Consider the following 19,209-nt stretch of genomic DNA (forward strand, 5'->3'; position numbering starts at 1 on the left):
AACCATTTTTGTGAGCAAATATTTAGTGAGTTGCGATTGGGGCACTTCATCGTTGCGTATCCATTTGCTGGACTCCGAAAGCCGTAACATTATTGATAGCGATCACTCGGGCCAGGGTTGTGCGGTTTTTTACGAAACGTGGATAGAGACGGCATGCGGACATCCTCCTGCTGGTAGCAGGGACGGATATTACCTTGGTTACCTGCAGTCGAAATGGAAACCGTTGTGTGCGCGTAATCATGTAAACCCGGAAAACGTTCCGGTTGTCATATCTGGTATGGCTTCTTCCAATATCGGCATCATGGAACTCCCCTATGCTATAACTCCTTTCGCGATTGATGGGACAGAAGCAGTTGTTCACGAAATACCTAGCAACCAAACTTCCAATATCATTCTACTCATTTCCGGCGTTCAGCACGGAGACGAAGTGATGCGGGGAGAGGAAACTCAATTGGTCGGGATACACGATACGCTGGTTCGATTGGACAATTCGAGAGGTGTTAAGGTAATTCTGCCGGGTACCCATTCTAAACATGTCATAGTGAACAGACGCCGTGTTACGGATTTCAGCACCTATATTACAGGTGAACTGTTTGCAATATTATCTAATAATGGGCTTTTTAAAGACGCAGTCGAGAAGTGTGCTATAACCAGAGAAGCTGATGGCAGGTTGTGGGATGCCTTTGACGCTGGTATTTCTGTTGCGAGGGATGCCGACATATCTACCGCCTTGTTTCGGATACGCACCAATCGAATTTTCGATCGTTATGACAAACAGGAGAATTACCAGTACTTGAGCGGAATGCTGATCGCCTATGAGTTAGGAAATTTGCTATCTGATAGACACCAGCCGATTGTACTGTGCGCTGGAACAAACTTATGCCGACCCTATGTACGCGCTATAGACCACTTGGGCTTGGGTTGTCGTGTCCACCTCGTAGATCCATACGAAGCGGATATGGCCGCCATCCACGGACAATTACGGATCGCAAACCACTGCATAAATAAAATATGATACAAGTATTCAATTATTCTATTTTCGAAGCAACGCCTATTATCGGTATTGTCCGAAATATTCCCCAACATACTGTCTTGGAAATCCTACCGAGGTATTTGGCAGCCGGGTTGACAACCATTGAAATCACCATGAACTCGCCGGAAGCACTATCGATAATCCGACAAGCTGTAAAGTATTTTGGAAAAACGCTTAATATCGGTGCCGGCACGGTGTGCCAAACAAGCGAATTGGATGCCGCACTGGACGCCGGAGCGGCGTTCATTGTCACGCCCATCATTGACTCGGATGTAGTTTTGCGATGCAAGCAACACGGAGTTCCGATTTTCCCCGGTGCCACGACACCGACGGAGGTATACCATGCATGGAAACTTGGAGCGACCATGGTCAAACTCTTTCCTGCAGAGTCTTTAGGTGCAAAGTACATCCAAAGCCTAAGAGGGCCATTTCCGCACATTCCTCTTCTCGCCACTGGCGGAATCAACATTGATCACTTACAAGGTTACTGGTCGGCAGGCGTGGAGGGCTTTGGCATCGGCTCACCACTATTTCCCAGCAAACTGGTGAAAGAACGTGATTGGCAAGCGCTTGAGAAGCACTTTGTTGCCTATGCCTCCAGGATGAAAGAACTTGTGTCTAGCGGAAAAGAAAAGATTGGAATATGAAAATCAAGAACTATCGTTGGCTCATTGTCGGCCTGCTGTTGATTGCCACGACCATCAACTACTTGGATAGGCAGATTATCGGTCTGCTGAAGCCTACACTGGAAACCGAATTTGGATGGACAGAGACCGATTTTGCCCATATTGTGATGGCGTTCACAGCGTCATATGCTATTGGATTACTGCTATTTGGCAGGCTCACGGACGTGGTCGGTACCAAATGGGGATATACTATTAGTGTGGTGGCCTGGAGCCTAGCCGGAATGCTACACGCAGCGGCTCGCGGTGTTGGTGGTTTCATTGCCGCACGTATTGGCTTGGGTATTGGTGAGGCCGGAAACTTTCCCGCCGCGGTAAAGGCGGTCTCGGAATGGTTTCCTCAGAAGGAGCGGGCTTTAGCCACGGGAATATTCAACGCGGGTACGAGTATTGGCGTAGTGACGGCTCTTTTTTTAACACCTTGGATTCTCTCGCACTATGGATGGCGGGAGGTGTTCTGGATTACTGGTGGCCTTGGTTTCGTTTGGCTGCTGTTCTGGTGGTGGTTGTACGCGCCCCCCGAACGTCAATCGAAACTGAATGAAGCAGAACTAGCGTACATCAAACGTGGGCAGGAAAACAGTACCGATGTAAACGAAAAGCCGATTCGCTGGACGAAACTGTTTACGTTCAGACAGACGTGGGCAGTTATAACAGGTAAATTGTTGATTGATCCGATTTATTGGTTTTTTTTGTTCTGGCTGCCATCGTATTTCTCATCGAGATTCTCCCTTGATTTGACCAAGCCAAGCTACGAGCTCATGGTTATCTATGCGGCTACAACTTTTGGTAGCATTGGGGGTGGATATTTTTCTTCGTTGCTGATTAAGCGAGGAATGGGGGTGCTCATGGCTCGCAAAATAACACTTCTGATTTTTGCGGTATTAGAAGTTTCCATCATCCTTGCACAGTTTGCATCCAGCATTTGGATGGCCGTAGGTCTCATCAGTCTAGCAGTGGCAGTTCATCAGGCATGGGCTACGAATATCTTTACGTTGGCCTCCGACTTATTTCCGAAGTCGTCAGTCAGCTCCGTTGTAGGTATCAGCGGGACTGCGGGAGCAATAGGGGGTATCCTCTTTCCAATATTGGTGGGTTACCTACTGGATAGCTATAAGTTGCAAGACAACCTCAATGGTGGTTACAATCTGCTGTTCACAATCTGCGGGTTCACATACCTCTTGGCTTGGGTATTGATTCATGGTTTAACTAAGAATTACGGTAAGAACGGCTACTTAAAATCGACTATTGAGAAATGAGTATAGTCACGATATATATAATATGGGGTTTCTGAACGGTATAGATGCTTGTCAGACCCTACTGTTGAGCAGAAGGTGGAAGAGCTGCGTAGGGCGATGGTTTCCGCAAATGGGCAAATGTTGTCAAAGCTCACATTGCCTTCCTTGACCTACGGCCATTCCAACGGTGAAGTCGAGGGGAGGGAAAAGTTCGTCTCGTCGCTAGTGTCTGGCAAATACCGATTTCTGGATATTCGGCTTTCGGGCCAGGAAGTAATAATGTCAGGGGATGTAGCTGTTGTACGGCATCAGTTGGATGCGGAAGCAGCTGATGCAGGCAAGCCCCAAAGATCCATCAGGCTGCACGTAATGATGGTGTGGCAACGGAGCGGTTCGGATTGGAAGTTACTAGCAAGGCGGGCTGTTAAAGGGTGAGCTGAGGTTGGCATAGAGAAGTAGCGAGATGCTTATTAAATGGCGATAGGTTAATCCCTACACCATCGTGCCCTTGCGGAAGACAACTAGGTTACCTAGTTTTACAGCATGCAACTCATTACCGTTTACACCATTGCCGAAGCGGCCTGCCTCATTACAGCACTCTATTGCCTGCGCAGAGAGGGTTGGAACATCTGGGGGCTCCAACGCGCATACCTTGCCGTAGTCCTTGCCACCGAACTGGTAGGAACCTATATGCGCGGTGCGGCCATCAATAACCTTCCGCTTTACAACATTTTCATCCTCATTGAGGGGGCGGCCATCAGCACGGTCCTACGTGGTATGTTGCAGCCGTTGCTGCACCGCCACTTAGGTCCTTCGTTTTGGGGATGGCTTGTGCTTTTTGGCAGCGTATGGGCGTTGGAATGGTCAACCAGCCCGGCCGAATACGTGTATCTCAATTATACGGTGGCGTTGATGAGCTTGGTGTTTTTCGTGGCATGCGGCATTTACTTTTACCGATTGCTGCTCACCACGCCGCAACGGAGCATTAGCCGCCACGGCCCCTTCTGGTGGGTAAGTGGCACAGCTATCTTTTACCTGGGGGGCTTTATGGTCAACTTGGCGCTCGATCTGCTCATCGAAGTTCCGGTGTATGTTGATACGGTTCTTTTACATGACATCATCAATGGCGGGCTTAACCTCGCTCTATATAGCTTATGGGGGTACTCTTACATTACCAGATTCCTAAATCCAAGTTCGTAATCCTTATTGCCGGCGGCACCGTGCTCGCAGTGCTTTGCGCATTGGGGGTAATAGCTATCGTGAAACTCTATGCCAGCCGGCTTCGTGCGCTGGAGGCTGAAAAGCGGCTCGCGCAATTCGAAGCAGCGGAGAAGACCCGGCAGCGGATCGCTGAAGACCTCCATGCCAGCATCGGGCAATCCATCGCGGTGGCAAAGGCGCTGGTGGCTGATCTCCTTGAACAGCATCCGGAATGTGCCGCTGCATTGCACAGTCTTTATAACCAATTGAACAGTGGTATGGAGGATCTGCGACAGCTTTCTCAGGCATTGCATGGTGAACGATTGCTCGAAACAGGGATTCTAATTGCCATAAGAACCGACATCGAACTCGCTGAACGGATGAATGGATATGTTATCAACAGTTCCTTGCCCGACGAGGAATTGCCGCTGTCGCATGAAACGAAATTAGCACTATATCGGATGTTACAGAATGCAATGGCAAATATCTACCGCCACGCGCAGGCGAGCCTTATAGACATAACCTTACAGACAGATGAAGGGGGAATTACGTTAATCGTAGCCGATAACGGGGTAGGATTCGATCCCGATCAGGAGCAGCAGCACCCCAGCTTGGGGCTGGATAGCATCCGGCAACATGCGGCACAATTGGGCGGCCAAGCCACCATCCTTTCTGCCGTTGGCAGGGGAACTACCGTAACGATACACTTACCACATACCATAGCAGATGAATGAAGAACAGACAAAAATCCGGTTGGCCATCGTAGACGACCGGTCGGTGAGCGTAGACAACCTGCGCCGGGCCGTCTCCGATAAGCAGGATGTTGTACTCTCCTTTACGGCCACCAACGGCATTGACTTGCAAGAGCAGATGGATATACACGGAGCCCCCGATGTAATACTGCTCGATGTAGAGATGCCGCTGAAAGACGGTTATAAAACGGCCCAGTGGTTGCGACAGTACTACCCCGACGTGCGTATCATCGCGATAAGTATTTTTGCCGAACCTGCGGTGGTTTCGGGGATGATCCGCAGCGGCGCGCACGGCTTTTTGCCGAAAGGTTCGCCTTCATCTATGGTTTACAGCGCTATCAAGGAGGTCGTCGAAAGAGGCGTGTTGCGTAATGCGTATGCCGACGGTGAACCATCAGTAGCGCCGGCCAATCCGGACGGTGGTATGCGCCCCGAAACGCTGACCGTACGGCAAATCGAATTGATGCACCTGTGCGACTCGGACGATACCTTCGAGGTAATTGCCGACAAGATGTGCTTATCCGTACATACGGTGAAACGCTACGCCAGCGAAATGTACCATCTTTTTGGCGTGCATAGCCGTCCGGCATTGCTGCGCGAGGCCCGGCGGCTCGGGCTGCTTCCCCTAGATAAGTAACTGATCTATCCATTTATAACCTACCATGAATAAGCACGAATTGACCATCGAGATTATTGAAAAGCTAACCGAACTGTTGGAAGTGACCAAAGACATCCGCGAGTTCATGCCACGCCGCAAGCCATCAACCAGTGAGCCGCCCCAGTTGGTAGATAATATCTGGGTGATGGAATTCCTGGGAATAAAGCGCACGGCATTCTACGAAAATGTGTGGCGAAAGGAACTGACACCCGTCAGAAAAGTAGGCCGAAAGGAATATTACGATAAAAAAGATGTATTTGAGCTGCTAAGGAAGAAGGCTGCTTAACGACCGACCGTCGGTAATAGCCCATTTCCATACGGGGATACCGTAGAACCGGCTAACGATAAGCCATAGCCGGCTGGAAGTAGCCGAATCCCGATAGGGGATGGCCCGTCACCGGCCGGTGACGGGCCATTTCCGGTTGGGTGCGGGCCATTACCGATGCCAGATCGGTCGAAGCCGGTCGGGAATAACCCATACCCGATCGGGGATAAGGCATTGCGGGGCGGGCACGCACCACTTCCGGTCGGTGGCGCACCGCAAACAGCCGGTGGCCGTTCATTCATGACCAAATACGTGTCGCTGTTGGTCGGTGATTACCCATTTCCAATCGGTTATGGTTTATTTCCGGTCCGTTATGATCCATTTCCGTCCGGTTATGATTCACTGTCGGTTGGCGGCGGTGCATTCCCGACCGTTGCCGCCCCATCCGCGTCCGGCGACGGACCATCCCCGGCCGGAAATGGCGCATCTTTAATCGGAAATGCGATAAAACCGATCGGTTTTCCGTCCGTTGTTGTTCGTTTCCGTCCGTTGTTGTCCGTTGGTTTTGAGTGGGTTGTGTTGGGTTGTATGTTTGTTTCGAACGGCAGGGGCAATGGAGCGCTGCCGCTAAAGAAATAGATCATGCATCAACAAACAATTGTTCGAAAGCTGCATCCGCGGGATTATGTAGATAGCCTGCACGATGCCGCGATGGCGCGGGAGGCAAGGCCGTTCCCGTGGCCCTGGGTAGGGGTTCCCCTACTGCTTATCCTTTTCCTGTACCTTGGCCCATTGCTATGGTGGATAGACGCCACCGCCGCCGTGCCCGATATCGGCGTGCTGAGCCTCGTGGTACTGGCGGCATTGGCTGCCATGTTCTTCTGGCTGCTGGCCGCCTGGCTGGCATGGGCATTTTTCAAGCGCCTCGCCGGTTTCGACCGCGAGGATTTCCGTTCATCTTTCAACACAATGAAGCCATGGAAACAAATGGGTTGCTATTTGTCGGTATCGCTATCGCTCTTCTGGGGGCTGGTGGTGGTACTGGCCGCACTGATGTAGGGAAACCGGGAGCGCTTACCGCCAACGCCTTGCCCCAAGTATACGCGGCCGAGATCGGGGTGCGCGAAGCGACGGGCAATAACGACGGCCCGCGCGTAGTGGCGTACCTACGCTACTGCGGCCTGGCAGAAGGCTATGAATGGTGCGCGGCATTTGTAAGCTGGTGCCACGGCCAGGCAGGATACCCCGGGCCCCGGAATGCCTGGGCGGCGGCGCTATTCCCCTCAGAAAGGACCGTCTGGGCAAAGGCAGGGGCAACTGCGGGGGGAACGCCCCGTGCGGGGGATGTGTTCGGCATTTACATAGCCAGCAAAAAGCGCATCGGCCATTGCGGATTCGTAGATGGGTGGAACGGCAAATGGTGCATTACGGTGGAAGGCAATGTAAGCAATGCCGTGGTGCGGAAACGGCGGCCCGTCCGTACGATCCACGCGGTTTCGCGGTGGCATTGATAGGAATTAAGCCGTGAAGCGGCACAACCGGGGCAGCGCGCGCTTATTAGCTATACCTCGGTGTAACGCAAGCGGGATTTTGATAATAATACAAAAAAAGTAAAAAAATGAAAAAGAGAACAGCCAGAGGTGGCTTTAAAAACATCAAAGACAATGATTTGCTCAATTTGGGCGGCACGGTGCTGCTGGCCATGGAGAGCAATGCGAATTTTACGACGCCCGATCCGGATTTGGCAGTCGTGCAAGCGGCGTATGACGATTACAAGCTCAAGCTGGAGACCGCCAGCAGGCAGGGCAGTCCGCTGGATAAAAGCGTGAAGCGCGATAGCAAGACCGCACTCGTGGGGTTGCTGAAACGGTTGGCGTTTTATGTGAATACCGTGGCGGATGGCGACCTTTCCATCGTGCTCAGCTCGGGTTTCCCCGTGGCGGGGCTACCCACTCCGCTCATGCCGCCCGGTATACCGGAGCGTTTGCGGCTGTTGGACTACCTGCAATCCGGGCAACTCAACCTCGAGTTCGATCCGGTGGAAGGGGCTTGGTTGTTTGAAATCTGCGTATCCAGCGAAAAGGATGCGGCGGGCAACATCATCTGGCCGGAGCCGTTCATCAGCCGGAGCCGGACAGGAAACATCCTGGCACCGTTGGAGGTAGGGGTACGTTACTACGCGCGTGTCCGCGCCCGCAATGGGTCTGGCGTGAGTGACTGGTCCGAACCGGTATCGCAGCTAGTGCGCTAACAACCTGGAGGCACCGCCAACACCCCTACTTCACGGTGAGGGCACGGCGGTGCCTTTTTATATACATCTGAGCACGAGTTGCGGCAAACCATCGGCATTTCGCCTCGCCCCACGGGTATATCGCGATTTACCAGCAATCGCACCAGCAAACACAAGATTCGGGCACCACCCGGCAAACGCATACCACGGTGGGGGAGCAGGTATAATCCGTATCCGACTACGCTTTCACACAAGAAGCCCACGTGGAAAAAACAAGTATGTTTCAATCTAGTCGGTTATTGATTATCGCTGTTGTTTTGATGCTGCTTTTATTTTTTTGGATGAAGCGTAGGTTCTGGAACTAATATGCATGCTCACTCCTGTTGTCAATAAAGGTAACTAACTCGAGACGATTAGGTTCGGTGATTCGATAGATTAAGGAAGTTTGCTTTGATATAACGCACTTACGCAGTCCTTTTTTCTTCTGCGAAGAGGGACAAAGATGTTTATGTTTTATCAAAAGGGATAATAAACGCTCTACCTCAATGATGAAATTGTTTACTTCTCGTATAGTCCAATGGTCGAGCAGATAGTTAATAATCTCCAAATAGCGAGATTCAGCTTCTAATGACCAGTATATTTGGAGGTCTTCAGCCACGAGAAGAAAGCAATGCATTAATCTTGCTTACCACTTCGTCATGGCGGCTTGCAGCTCCTTCATTTAACTGTTGTATACCACGATCTACCGATTTCTTGTCCTGTTCGGATAGCTCATCCCACCAATCCGCTTTTGTAGTAGCCATACTTTTGAAAATGTCTTCCACGTATTGTAAAACAGATCGGTCTTCGGTTTCTACGACCAATCGATGCAAACTATTTTTCAATTCGGCTATTGTAGCGGCCATAATTTATGTCCATTGAATGAATACATACAAATATAAACTTTTTGTCTAATAGGTGCAAACCTGCACAAACTCCCGTCAAAACGGAGTGCCATTGGCAATGGTGATTGATTAAATAGGTTGTTGCTACATTTAGGGACGTTACCCGAGGCAAATACTACACATTCGTGCCCTTTACACTTAGTCCCCTAAACGTTAGGTTTGATGTATGAAAAACACACACTTACTAACCACATGCGCAGGTGCCATCGCCATGACCTTGGCAGCTTGCATGGGCGGATCAGATGCGCATTCCGTTCACGATGAAACTGCCATTTACAACACCGGTTTACCCGCAGGCATTCCCGATTCGGCGTGGGTACCCGTGGCCGAGGCCCGGCAAATGGTAGCCAACTACGCCCCGCGGGCCGGCTATGTAGACCGAAACGGCCAGCAGCTGCTCAATACCCGTTGTGTATGGATACCCCTGGAATACCTCGAAGGCATGATGGGCCGGTTGCAGCAGGAAGGGGGCGATGGGTTGCGCATCTATTTAGCCGCGTACGACAGCACCTACCATGAAGCGGCACGTACGGAGCATTTACCCCCTGAGGCCTGGTGGGGCTACAATACGGTACTCTTTACTTCCACGCGCGACAGTGTGGCCAACGGCCAGCATTTCCACCGCGATTATTTTACCAATACGGCCACCCCCGACGGTATGGCATCGTCTTCCGGCGGATTTATCGTGGCCATGGAGCCGGTGAACCGCGGTGGCATATGCCCTCCGCCCGATAAGTGCAAAGACAAGGGCGCGCTGCTGTTGGGCGACGACGAGTAACGTAACCGGGTAACCCTTAAATCGGACAATGGTTGACGCGTTCCTTTTCTATTGGAAGCAGTATACCCCGTTGGATGGCAGGCACCGGCAATGGCTGCATCAACACGGGGTGTCATTGTCGCATGTTCCGCAGGGGTGGACACTCCACAGCGAAGGAGCGCGCAACCATTATCTGTTTTTTGTAGCCAAGGGGTTGCTCGCTGGCGTGAGCTGGGATGCCGATGCACGGCGCCGTATCCATATGCTGGCACCTCCCGGGCACAACCTGATGGGTACACGTAATTTCTATACAGACAAACAGGTGCCCTATGACATCGTGGCGTTGCGGGCCAGTGCCGTATTGCGCCTACCCGTAGATGCGCTCAAATCCCTGAAAGAGCAGGATACAGCCGTAGCCGAACTGGTTGCGGTGCTCCGCGAGAAACAGCTTAAACAACACCTATTACACAATGCCATACTACAGATACACCGCGAAGGCGATCGCTACCGCACATTCGAACGTTATTTCCACGAGTGGACCGGCCAGCTCACCCTACAGGAAATGGCCGAATACCTGGCGATGTCCGTAGCGTCCGTCAAGCGGGCGAGACGCGGGAATATCTAATCCGAAAGAGGCGCTGTAGAGCTCGTTAAGGGCGGCAGCTATGTCTACTTTTGGAACCATGAGACGCTTTTTAACCTATACGTCAATCCCTTCACTGCTTATCGGCTGCTTGCTACTTTGGCGGGGCATCCACGACGTGTGGTTTATCGACGAAACACGGGTGCAATGGGAAGGGCAGACACTGCCCCAACGCTGGAAGGAAACCTTACTGTGGGTGCACCTTGGCATGCAGGTTAGCATCGGCACCGGACTTTGGGCAAGCGCTTTTTGGCGACCGCTCCGGCCCTATGCCTTGGGGGGTGCAACGCTATTGTTTGCCATGTATACGGTATATAGCGAGCTAGCGTTACTCGAACGCCTACCGCGCAAGCCGTGTGCCTGCATTGGCTGGTGGGAGGGTAGCACCTGGCCGTGGCTGGTAGGCGCCAATGCGCTGTTGTTTTTGATTACGGTAACGCTAATCATAAAAACAGTTTCGGAAAGGAGGGGTGCGATGACTTAGGTAACGACCTGCATGAACCAAGGGGTGGCTCTTTGGAGAATGCCCCGGACAACGGGATGCCGGGAAAACCAGAAGAACCGAAATTCAAATTTTTTAGCATAAAAACTTACAGTTATGCGCAAGTACTTAGTTTTAGGTTTATTGAGTGTCTTTACCTTGATTGGTGGCACGGCAATGGCGGCTGGTTTGTTGGTGAAGGCATCCATGGATTTTTACTACACCGGCCCCGCCGATGAACCCGATAAATTCTTCGAAGAGGAGTATTGGGAAGAAGGGGTTTCCGACTTGTGTACGGGGACTGCTAACGTCCCATGCCATCTAACCGAAACGGATCGGCCAGCGTTGATTAACCGACTTGCTTCATACGGTGGAAATGAAGGATTGTTGATAACGGCGGCGGGAAAGCGTTCGTATTGATACGTGTACATCCCAGTTTAATATCAAACCGGGAATTTTCTTGAGAATGAACAGAACGGGAGGCGGGATGACCGCCCCCCGTATTTTCATTGCCGTGGATTTTGCGCTATCCCAGCTTGCTCCACGACGTCGTCGGGTATCAATAGCGCATACCGGAGATCGCCGGGTGGCAAGTGGTGGGATTGTCCGTCGATTTCTCGCGTCAACGTGATTCCTGCGCCTTCCTTGTTCAGGCGCTTTACGTCTATCCAACGTAACCCACGGAAAGGCAATTCGCGTCGCCGCTCGTCAAGTACCAATGACAGCACTTCCTGTGGTGATTGTGCTGTCATCGGAACGAACTCGTCCGCGCGGATACGGTGCGCCAGTAGGTGGTTTACGTCGGCCATCGCACTAGTCACGTCACCTGCTCGGGCAGCGCATTCCGCGCGGATAAGCAACGCTTCACTTACGGACAGGCCGGCAAATAGGCTCGGTCCGCCTGAGTACTGTCCATTGAGCGTGAAAGTACCTGGCTCGATTTCCCGAAACAGGATTTCTTTTCGCAGGTCTTCCGTATCGTAAAGATTTATTAACTCTGGCGCAATCTGCATTGTGCCAGGCAAAAGATGCGGATAGTTTTGGTACGTTGCATGCAGGATGTTTTCAGGGTTGAGGTCCGTGATAGGGGTAGGTGATGTCGGAGAAAGGTTATTGAAATCCATCAGTTCGCTATGAAGCTGCAAGCACGAATCGGCATAAGTGAATGCCTGTGGGTATTGACGCATAGAAAGGTATACGCGTGCTAATAAACCATAAGCGGCAGGCTTACTGACGCGATAGCAGTTGATGGAGGCCATCGGAAGCAGGGAAATGCTTTTATGCAGGTCTTTCAGTATTTGGTTGTAAGTGTCCAATAAGGTAGACCGGCTGCTTGACTGGGTGAAGTCTGCTTCCAAACGTAAGGGGATACCCAATTCCTGTGCGGCAGTATTTGCATCGAATGCCTGTGCCCATATTGAAGCAATGTTAAGGAAACGCATGGCCCGGAGCACGAGCGCTTGCCCCTTGACATAGTTCCATTCGGCGACATTCGTTGCCGAACGCGGGATATTGGGTAATGCATCGAGGACTGTGTTGCACCAATAAATCATCTGGTATTGGGTGGCCCAATCATTGGACCCCGTGATAAGGTTGGGAAACGTAGGGCCTGGATTCCATGTATATTGGTGCCGATAATCTTCGCGTAGCGCAACATAGACGGCATCCGGCAACAGGTAGTCCGTGCTGCTGCTTTCGCCGGCGGGGCTGAATCCCTGGTTCATGACGGAATGGTAATCCAGCAATGCCTGGACATGCTCTACTTTGTCGGGCAAAACGAATGCCTTGTCAGATTTCTCGTCCAAAAACTGTTCACAAGATGTAAATGCGACAATCAGAAGTGGGCAGGAGAGGTAACGTAAGGTGAATTTGATGGTCATGTTGTTTTTGATTAGAAGTCAACGGTAATGCCTAAACTGTAGCTACGGGGCGTGGGAATGGCGGAAGGTGCGGCGAAATCGGGGTCAATGCCAGCACCGTTAGCACACCATAGCAGACCTAGATTCGTGGCGTTGGCGAAGAGTTGCAATTTTTTGAAAGGTAACGCAGGGATATTTGCTTGGCTGAATTGATATGCTAGCCGGACAAACTGAAGACGGATATGGCTACCGTTTTCCATGAGTATCTCTGACCGGCCGTAGAAACTGTCGCGTTGCGAAACTGCGGGATAGACCAACGATGGTACATTGGTGTTCAATTCGTCACCGGGTTGCTGCCAGCGCTGTGCAAAATCACCATGCTGACTGTTGCCGCCATTATATAGATCATAGTACGAAATGCTGCTCCGCCGGAACGCATAGCCGAGCCGGAAATTAACGGCAGCATGGATGCTGAAATTACGGTAAGAGAACGTGTTGCCTAGATTGCCAAACCATGTCGGTATTGCTGAACCAAAATAGACCAAATCGTCTACGGTGAGGCTACTGCTTGTGATAGCCCGGTAATCTTCGCTGATTTCGCCATCAACAAAACCCCTCGGGTTGCCCGTTTCTGGCGAAAGGCCAGCCCATCGGTATGCATAAAGTCCGTTGGCCGAACGTCCGGGAACACTAGTATTTCCTTGCGTCCCAAAGCGCTGTCCAACAATTGAGGAGGCCCTGTTTAGGAAATTGTTGTGAGTAACTTTATTGTCGGCGTAGCTCAGATTGAGTAGGCTCTCCCAGCGTAGCGTGCCGATGAGGTTCCTGCTCGTAAGGGAAAGATCTATTCCCTGAGCCGACAATTCGCCGACGTTTCGTGTAATGCTTGCTCCTACCCCTCCGGTGTAATCAAGTTCCGACGGGCCAAAAAGGTCGTACGCATTTTTCCGGAAGTATTCCAAGGTACCGCGAAGTCTGGCGCCCTTTGTTTCAACATCAATGCCCACATTGAACATCCGTGTTGTCTCCCACCGTAGTTCTGGATTGGCGAATTGCCCTATATACGCATAAGGTGTATTCGTGCGATTGTTGGTGTTGCTGAAGTACGCCAGCGTGGTCACTGCTACCATGGCCGGATTAATGTTGCCCGATGCGCCGTAAGTTGCCCGCAGACGTAGCACTGGGATTAATTCACTGTTGTAAAAAGGTTCATCTGACGCGTTCCAGAGGCCACCGACCGACCAAAACAGGTTCCATTGATCGTTAGTGCGAAGGCCAAATAAGTTGGAAGCGTCACGCCGGACGCTCATGGAAACGCCGTATCGGTCGTTATATTGGTAGGCGCCATTGGCAAAAAATGAGAGGAATCGCGTCACCGACTCGCGAAAATAGCGATTATCCGGAATAGGTGCCCGTTGGCCGGTGGCCGAAATAGGATAGAGACCTTTCAAGTCGACGGCCTGGAATGTTAAAACATCGGAATCGTATCCATATGTTCGGTAGGCCGACTGCGTATTTGCTACGTGTCTAGCTTCTGCAGCAACCAATGCGTCTACCCGATGCCGACGCCAAGACTGTTGCAGTATGGCCTGTACACGCAGCTGATGGGCTTGAAGCACCGCTTCCGAGCGGTCAAGGATATCGCCGTAAGGTACTTCCAAGACTAAGTTGCCATTGTCTACACGTGTATAACGGTTGATGAGGTCGCGTGTAAAAAAGCTGCCCACACCCGATTGCTCCCATCCGGTGGCCTGCTGCTTTTCGTACTGATAATAAGCCGCTAAATTGAACGAAGGAAAAATTTGCTGTGAAATGTGGGTGTTAATCAGCATATCAGCGACGCTTGAATGGTTGTCGATATGCTGATAATCCTCCAACGGAACATATGACCAATCGAGAAATTGGCCGGTTGCCGCGACCTCCTCCAGGTAAGATTGGCGGTAGGTTTTGATGATTGCCAATGGATTTCCTTCCTCGTCTGCGAAGCGGGCGTAGGGATAGAGCGATGTGCGCATAACGATGCTTTCATAGGCAGGACGACCTTCCTGCGAATTTTTTTGGGTGTACATCAGATCATAACCCAATGTGGTGGTTGGGGTTGGGCGAAACGTCAATCCAGTCTTCAGGTTAAACCTGCCCAGTGATGCGGCCAATGCGGTTTGGTTCCGGTCATATCCGGCCAAGGCCTGCCATCCGAGTCGTGTATTTCCGCTACTTATCGAAAGGGCGTGCTGATGATGGCTTGCATGTTGATAGAGGTAGTTGTCGAAATCCTTGCGGACGTCTTGTTTACGTAATGATGCAATTTCCCGGTCTATGGAGGCTTGGTCTGCGGCGTTGGCAGTCTCGCGTTTCCGTAGCAGTTCTACCACGGGCGTGACGGGCCATTTGAGCACGTGGTTGAACGTTGCGTTGTAGAACCCGCGGTTGTATAGGTCTTGCTCCACATCAATGAAGTCTGAACTACTCATCTGCGGTTGGTAGAATAGGTCTGGCTTTTTGCTGAACGAAGCATTCGACTGGAATTGGATGCGCAGTGGCTGGTCGGATTTCGCTTTTTTCGTGGTGATGACAATAACTCCGTTTGCCGCGCGTGCTCCCCAAATGGAAGCGGCTGCTGCATCTTTTAGCACGGTGACGCTGGCCACATCGTTCGGATTGATGTTGCTGATATCACCTTCATAAGGGAAGTTGTCGAGTACCACCAGAGGAGCCGTAGGACCACTGAATGTACCGACACCCCGTATGATAGGTTGCTCATTGTATCCGTTGCGATTGACCACGTAGCCGCCAATAAGCGATTCGAGGCGGCTGGTAATGTCAGGGCTAACTTGCAGAGCCAATTGTTTTTCGGTGGCTAGGGCGAAGGAGCCGGTAGCCCGCTCGCGTGGAATTTCTTGGATTCCGGTGGAGACAACGACTTCGTCCAGCATCGTATGCAGCGGAACCAGTGCAATTCGAACGGTATCGAACACGGTTTGTACCGTTGTCTGTGTTGGCTGATAGCTGAGGTGCTGGATATGTAATGTCGTGTTGTTCGGCAGCATATCTATTCGAAACCAGCCTTTTCCGTCCGTAGTGGTTTTGGAGGTGGCGCTTGTGTGGACGGTTGCACCGGAAACGGGAAGGAGTGTTTCAGCATCGGTTACAAAGCCTATAACCTGGTGTTGCGAAAAGCAGGTTGTTGAAGATACAAGCAGTAATATGATTTTGATAATGAGTGTTTTCATTGGATATCGGATTGGAAGATTGGCATGGTTTTGTCTGAAATGACGAGCATAGGAAGCGTACGATTAGCCTGTTTGATGTCAAGGTTATATAATCGCAACGCCTGTCGTAGCAAATCAATATCATGTACGCGATAAATGGAGGTGTCGAGCATGCCCGTGTAGCCGCTTTCGTCTACAAGCACCGCTGCTCGCTCTTCTCGTCCCGTTGCGTTATTCCATAGGTTAAGCAGCATACGCATTGTTGCTTTTCGCTGACTGTCCGATTTATGGGGCGGGCCTGTGTCGTTTGCGCCCCGGATAATAACATAACATGGTACGTTGCGCAGCACAATGCGGCCATGGTACCCCGTTAAGTGATTCAGGTCGTCCATCAATATACTGTCTAAACCCCGTGTGCTGATACGCGGAACTATCCGTTCATAGGTGTGGAACTCGTGGAGCGCGGATGTGTCCGTCGCCTCTATGATACATCGATTATCGGTAAAATCGTGCCCGTCATGCTGAAATAGCTTCGAAGCCGCAAGTTTATAGAGTTCGATGACTCGGTAGTTGCTAGCCGTAAACCCTTCCGAGTAATCGCCCTGTTGGTGATAGCCAGCTTTGGCGGGCAAGCCTGCATCATAACCTTTGCGAAAAAGCATGTAAGATGCTACACGTTTAGAATCGGTTTGTGGATGCAAGAAGTAAGGTGGGTCGGTCAGGATGTCGCGTTTGAGCGCGACATCTGCCCGGCCGGAAAGCATTTCCTTAATAGCCTCCTGTGTGATTTCTTCCCCGCTTGTCATAGCCATGACTGTGCCGTTCGTACCAATCCATACATAGTGAGGAACGACACGGTAGGGAAAATACGCGTACAAGGTTTGCTGATCTACTAAGCACGGCAGGTTGGTGGGGATTGGATTTTTTTTCATGCGCTGGGTAACCTGTGAGGCTGGCTGTCGGTTTGACAGCACAATTTGCAGATGGTTTTCAAATTTGAATTGCAGATTGGACAGTTTCGGAAATGCCTTGATACATGGTATACATGCAGTGTTCCAAAAATCTAAAACCACAAGTTTTCCCCGATAATCATTAAGCGTAATGGTTTCGTTTCCGTCCGGATGATTAATGACTTGCAATGGCAAATGCCACAGCGCTTCGGGGATGGTGTCGCCGATTTGCAGGGCAGTGATTGTGGTATCGGCGACGGCCGGTCCGGTTGTGGGCTGTGATTGCCACTCAGGATAAGCATCCAATCCGCGTGGGCGTACTTGGGCGTAGGTGAGCGAAACGGCGCAACACGCCGTCAGTAGGCAAAACCATAGCCCGGGTGCGCGGCCCGACCCAAAGAGGGCCGGGGCCTGCGCGCGGGCATACAAACACATGCTCGTTAATACAGCTAATAGCTTGAAGGATGCTTTTTTAGGGAATGTAAATCTACGAATATTTTGGACGTAACAATCCCGTAAGCGTAAAATTCGCTTCATTTTCGTTGGTTTTTAATGGTTTAAGAAATAACTTTTAGCTAACCTTCAAGCCGCGGCGGTAAGAAAGCCGTTGTTTAGTTTGCAGAAACAGGAAAAAGCAGCTACTTTTAGCGTTGAGAATACAATCCGAAAGCAGGCTGCTCCCTGCCCCTGAAAATGATTTTTCCTGTGGCATGGGGTTGGCTTTGGGCCGCGTTTTGCGTGGCCTATGTTTTCGGGCTAGCTATTCGGGGTTTTTTATGATGTTCTTTTGTAGATTTTTGGTAGTGCCAGCTCGTGCGGGACCGGGTGTGTAATCTGCCGTTGTACCCATCGCAGTTGATTTGCGGGAAATGGGTAATGGTGGTTTGGTGTTTCTCGTTATCATAATCATTCTTAGTTATGTCGAACGAGCAAAAAACAGATAGGCAGGAAACCTGCATCATACCAGCAATCCAGGGACTAGCAGCCCTCAACGCAGAATCAACAGGCCCTGCCTAAAGATTGCGTAAAGGTACACAATATCTTTAGACGTGGGCTAAACTGTTGCCTCGCGTTGATTTTTGAAGTTGCTAGTCTTCGGATTGCTTGCTGAGGCTCGTTCAACTCACGCGCTATATATCATAGCGTGGTGGTTATCATATTTCAATGCCAATCCCAGATTGACACGACAAATATAATAACTAAGTATTTACTAAGCAAATAATTTTTTAAAACAATGCCGAAAACGGAGGTTGAGTGGTTAATTGTTCAGCATGTGCGAACCATCAGAAAAGCACAAAAGAAAACGCAGCGAGATATAGCCTCGTATTTTAACGTTTCTCCGGGGTATATCGGGCAGATTGAAACCGAGGATTCCGCAAGCATGTATTCGTATGACAATTTAAACGAACTGGCAAGACGCTTCGATTGTAGCATGAGGGATTTTATGCCAAAGGAGCCATTATAGTATTTTGGAAATGTAATTTATATCCAACCTAAAAGTCGCAGCCTATATAAAAAAACAGGGCTTAATGATTTGAAATAAAATCAGTTAAGCCCTTGTTTTAATGCACCAGAATGGTGATATTAGTGATTCGACCCACTAATATATGCAAGTTACCAATAGTACTCAAGAAATCACGCCTTTTGGCGGAATAAATTTCATTTACCATGCGATTACACAATCCGGTTTGCCGGATTTTATTGATAAAGAACTGGGTCACAGGAGTGTATTTGCTAAATACACGCACGCTGACATTGTTATGGCCCTTTTTGCCAAGAGCCTGGCACAGGGTACATGCTTAGCAGATCTGGAAATAGTCAAGGCAAAACTGGCGGGGCAGCATTACTCCCCCATCCCTTCACCCGATACGGTGGAATATGTGTGCCAGCAGTTGAAACAGCCCAATCAGGAAATAACCGCGGAATCAGGGGTTGTGCATCAGCTGAACCATGACAACCGGCTCAACGGGCTGCTGGCCAGACTTGCCCTTAGATGCAATCAGCTTAACGCATCCGATGGACAGGGCTATACCCTGGATTACGATAATGTGGTCATTGAAAATGAGAAACAGGATGCCCGGTTCAGTTACAAAAAAACAAAGGCATACCATCCGGGCTTCGCTTTTATCGGCCGCATCCCCGTGCACATAGAAAACCGTAACGGCAATACCCCGGCCTGCTATGGGCAGAAAGAAACACTGAGCCGTTGTCTGGACAACCTGGATAAGGAAAGGATACCCGTATCGGCGTTCCGTGGCGACAGCGCCTCCTACCAAAAAGAGGTGCTGGAGCTGATGGATAGCCGGA

22 protein-coding genes and 1 pseudogene are annotated in these 19,209 nt (G+C 50.6%); 17 read left to right on the plus strand and 6 right to left on the minus strand.

The genetic code is table 11. The annotated features are described in order from the left end of the window. The first annotated feature begins 10 nt into the window (after window positions 1–10). From ACEVG1_RS04375 to ACEVG1_RS04410, 8 genes are all read left to right on the plus strand, one after another. Window positions 11–1,015: a 2-dehydro-3-deoxygalactonokinase gene (locus ACEVG1_RS04375; RefSeq protein ID WP_374742340.1), complete on the plus strand. Its 1,005-nt coding sequence runs from the start codon at window positions 11–13 to the stop codon at window positions 1,013–1,015. Further along, complete coding sequence (locus ACEVG1_RS04380) at window positions 1,012–1,680, plus strand: bifunctional 4-hydroxy-2-oxoglutarate aldolase/2-dehydro-3-deoxy-phosphogluconate aldolase (RefSeq protein ID WP_374742341.1); 669 nt, start codon at window positions 1,012–1,014, stop codon at window positions 1,678–1,680. Before ACEVG1_RS04375 ends, ACEVG1_RS04380 begins: the two co-directional genes overlap by 4 nt. Then, the gene (locus ACEVG1_RS04385; RefSeq protein ID WP_374742342.1) at window positions 1,677–2,975 is read left to right on the plus strand and encodes an MFS transporter; all 1,299 of its coding nucleotides are present in this window, start codon (window positions 1,677–1,679) and stop codon (window positions 2,973–2,975) included. Before ACEVG1_RS04380 ends, ACEVG1_RS04385 begins: the two co-directional genes overlap by 4 nt. A 48-nt stretch (window positions 2,976–3,023) precedes the next feature. Then, the gene (locus tag ACEVG1_RS04390; RefSeq protein ID WP_374742343.1) at window positions 3,024–3,389 is read left to right on the plus strand and encodes a nuclear transport factor 2 family protein; all 366 of its coding nucleotides are present in this window, start codon (window positions 3,024–3,026) and stop codon (window positions 3,387–3,389) included. A gap of 108 nt (window positions 3,390–3,497) precedes the next feature. Then, on the plus strand, window positions 3,498–4,154 hold the full coding sequence (locus ACEVG1_RS04395) for a hypothetical protein (RefSeq protein ID WP_374742344.1): 657 nt from the start codon (window positions 3,498–3,500) through the stop codon (window positions 4,152–4,154). After that, a complete protein-coding gene (locus tag ACEVG1_RS04400; RefSeq protein WP_374742345.1) occupies window positions 4,109–4,888 on the plus strand; it encodes a sensor histidine kinase in 780 nt (259 codons plus the stop codon). Before ACEVG1_RS04395 ends, ACEVG1_RS04400 begins: the two co-directional genes overlap by 46 nt. Next, entirely contained in the window at window positions 4,881–5,543 is a 663-nt protein-coding gene (locus tag ACEVG1_RS04405; RefSeq protein ID WP_374742346.1) for a response regulator, read from the plus strand. The genes ACEVG1_RS04400 and ACEVG1_RS04405 overlap by 8 nt, the downstream gene beginning before the upstream one ends. A 25-nt stretch (window positions 5,544–5,568) precedes the next feature. Further along, window positions 5,569–5,850, plus strand: a complete 282-nt coding sequence (locus ACEVG1_RS04410) for a hypothetical protein (RefSeq protein ID WP_374742347.1) — start codon at window positions 5,569–5,571, stop codon at window positions 5,848–5,850. A gap of 52 nt (window positions 5,851–5,902) precedes the next feature. Here ACEVG1_RS04410 and ACEVG1_RS04415 read toward each other — a convergent pair whose 3' ends face one another. Further along, a complete protein-coding gene (locus ACEVG1_RS04415; protein WP_374742348.1) occupies window positions 5,903–6,127 on the minus strand; it encodes a hypothetical protein in 225 nt (74 codons plus the stop codon). A gap of 94 nt (window positions 6,128–6,221) precedes the next feature. Then, window positions 6,222–6,473 carry a hypothetical protein gene (locus ACEVG1_RS04420; RefSeq protein WP_374742349.1) on the minus strand — a complete coding sequence of 84 codons (252 nt, stop codon included), beginning with the start codon at window positions 6,471–6,473 and terminating at the stop codon, window positions 6,222–6,224. Between ACEVG1_RS04420 and ACEVG1_RS04425 the strand changes: the two genes are divergently transcribed. The 3 genes from ACEVG1_RS04425 (at window position 6,472) to ACEVG1_RS04435 (ending at window position 8,080) form a co-directional block, all read left to right on the plus strand. Continuing rightward, complete coding sequence (locus ACEVG1_RS04425) at window positions 6,472–6,888, plus strand: hypothetical protein (protein ID WP_374742350.1); 417 nt, start codon at window positions 6,472–6,474, stop codon at window positions 6,886–6,888. The genes ACEVG1_RS04420 and ACEVG1_RS04425 overlap by 2 nt on opposite strands. Beyond that, window positions 6,807–7,340, plus strand: a complete 534-nt coding sequence (locus ACEVG1_RS04430) for a CHAP domain-containing protein (protein WP_374742351.1) — start codon at window positions 6,807–6,809, stop codon at window positions 7,338–7,340. Before ACEVG1_RS04425 ends, ACEVG1_RS04430 begins: the two co-directional genes overlap by 82 nt. Before the next feature lie 107 nt (window positions 7,341–7,447). Continuing rightward, a complete protein-coding gene (locus ACEVG1_RS04435) occupies window positions 7,448–8,080 on the plus strand; it encodes a fibronectin type III domain-containing protein (RefSeq protein WP_374742352.1) in 633 nt (210 codons plus the stop codon). 629 nt (window positions 8,081–8,709) lie between these two features. Here ACEVG1_RS04435 and ACEVG1_RS04440 read toward each other — a convergent pair. Next, window positions 8,710–8,964: a hypothetical protein gene (locus tag ACEVG1_RS04440; RefSeq protein ID WP_374742353.1), complete on the minus strand. Its 255-nt coding sequence runs from the start codon at window positions 8,962–8,964 to the stop codon at window positions 8,710–8,712. 205 nt (window positions 8,965–9,169) lie between these two features. On the opposite strand from ACEVG1_RS04440, the gene ACEVG1_RS04445 reads away from it, so the two are divergent. The 4 genes from ACEVG1_RS04445 to ACEVG1_RS04460 all read left to right on the plus strand — a co-directional run bounded on the left by ACEVG1_RS04445 (window position 9,170) and on the right by ACEVG1_RS04460 (window position 11,304). After that, entirely contained in the window at window positions 9,170–9,781 is a 612-nt protein-coding gene (locus ACEVG1_RS04445; RefSeq protein ID WP_374742354.1) for a hypothetical protein, read from the plus strand. A 28-nt stretch (window positions 9,782–9,809) separates the two neighbouring features. Then, window positions 9,810–10,385 carry a Crp/Fnr family transcriptional regulator gene (locus ACEVG1_RS04450; protein WP_374742355.1) on the plus strand — a complete coding sequence of 192 codons (576 nt, stop codon included), beginning with the start codon at window positions 9,810–9,812 and terminating at the stop codon, window positions 10,383–10,385. 58 nt (window positions 10,386–10,443) lie between these two features. Then, window positions 10,444–10,887, plus strand: a complete 444-nt coding sequence (locus ACEVG1_RS04455; protein ID WP_374742356.1) for a MauE/DoxX family redox-associated membrane protein — start codon at window positions 10,444–10,446, stop codon at window positions 10,885–10,887. A gap of 114 nt (window positions 10,888–11,001) precedes the next feature. After that, window positions 11,002–11,304, plus strand: coding sequence for a hypothetical protein (locus tag ACEVG1_RS04460; protein ID WP_374742357.1), 303 nt, complete (start codon window positions 11,002–11,004; stop codon window positions 11,302–11,304). An 86-nt stretch (window positions 11,305–11,390) separates the two neighbouring features. Here the strand turns inward: ACEVG1_RS04460 and ACEVG1_RS04465 are convergent, their stop codons facing one another. From ACEVG1_RS04465 to ACEVG1_RS04475, 3 genes are read right to left on the minus strand one after another with little or no spacing between them, the layout of a single operon-like run. Next, window positions 11,391–12,764 (minus strand): RagB/SusD family nutrient uptake outer membrane protein, encoded by a 1,374-nt coding sequence (locus ACEVG1_RS04465; protein WP_374742358.1) that lies wholly within the window; start codon window positions 12,762–12,764, stop codon window positions 11,391–11,393. 11 nt (window positions 12,765–12,775) lie between these two features. Then, window positions 12,776–15,973, minus strand: coding sequence for a SusC/RagA family TonB-linked outer membrane protein (locus ACEVG1_RS04470; RefSeq protein ID WP_374742359.1), 3,198 nt, complete (start codon window positions 15,971–15,973; stop codon window positions 12,776–12,778). After that, a complete protein-coding gene (locus ACEVG1_RS04475) occupies window positions 15,970–17,337 on the minus strand; it encodes a TlpA family protein disulfide reductase (RefSeq protein ID WP_374742360.1) in 1,368 nt (455 codons plus the stop codon). Before ACEVG1_RS04475 ends, ACEVG1_RS04470 begins: the two co-directional genes overlap by 4 nt. A gap of 799 nt (window positions 17,338–18,136) precedes the next feature. Here ACEVG1_RS04475 and ACEVG1_RS04480 point away from each other — a divergent pair. Together ACEVG1_RS04480 and ACEVG1_RS04485 are read left to right on the plus strand one after the other, a co-directional pair. Further along, on the plus strand, window positions 18,137–18,367 hold the full coding sequence (locus tag ACEVG1_RS04480) for a helix-turn-helix domain-containing protein (protein WP_374742361.1): 231 nt from the start codon (window positions 18,137–18,139) through the stop codon (window positions 18,365–18,367). Window positions 18,368–18,509: 142 nt separating this feature from the next. Further along, a pseudogene (locus ACEVG1_RS04485) lies at window positions 18,510–19,209 on the plus strand (hypothetical protein); the annotation flags it as partial.

Origin of the sequence: Parapedobacter sp. 2B3, from assembly GCF_041925275.1 — a bacterium.
Taxonomy (GTDB): domain Bacteria; phylum Bacteroidota; class Bacteroidia; order Sphingobacteriales; family Sphingobacteriaceae; genus Parapedobacter; species Parapedobacter pyrenivorans_A.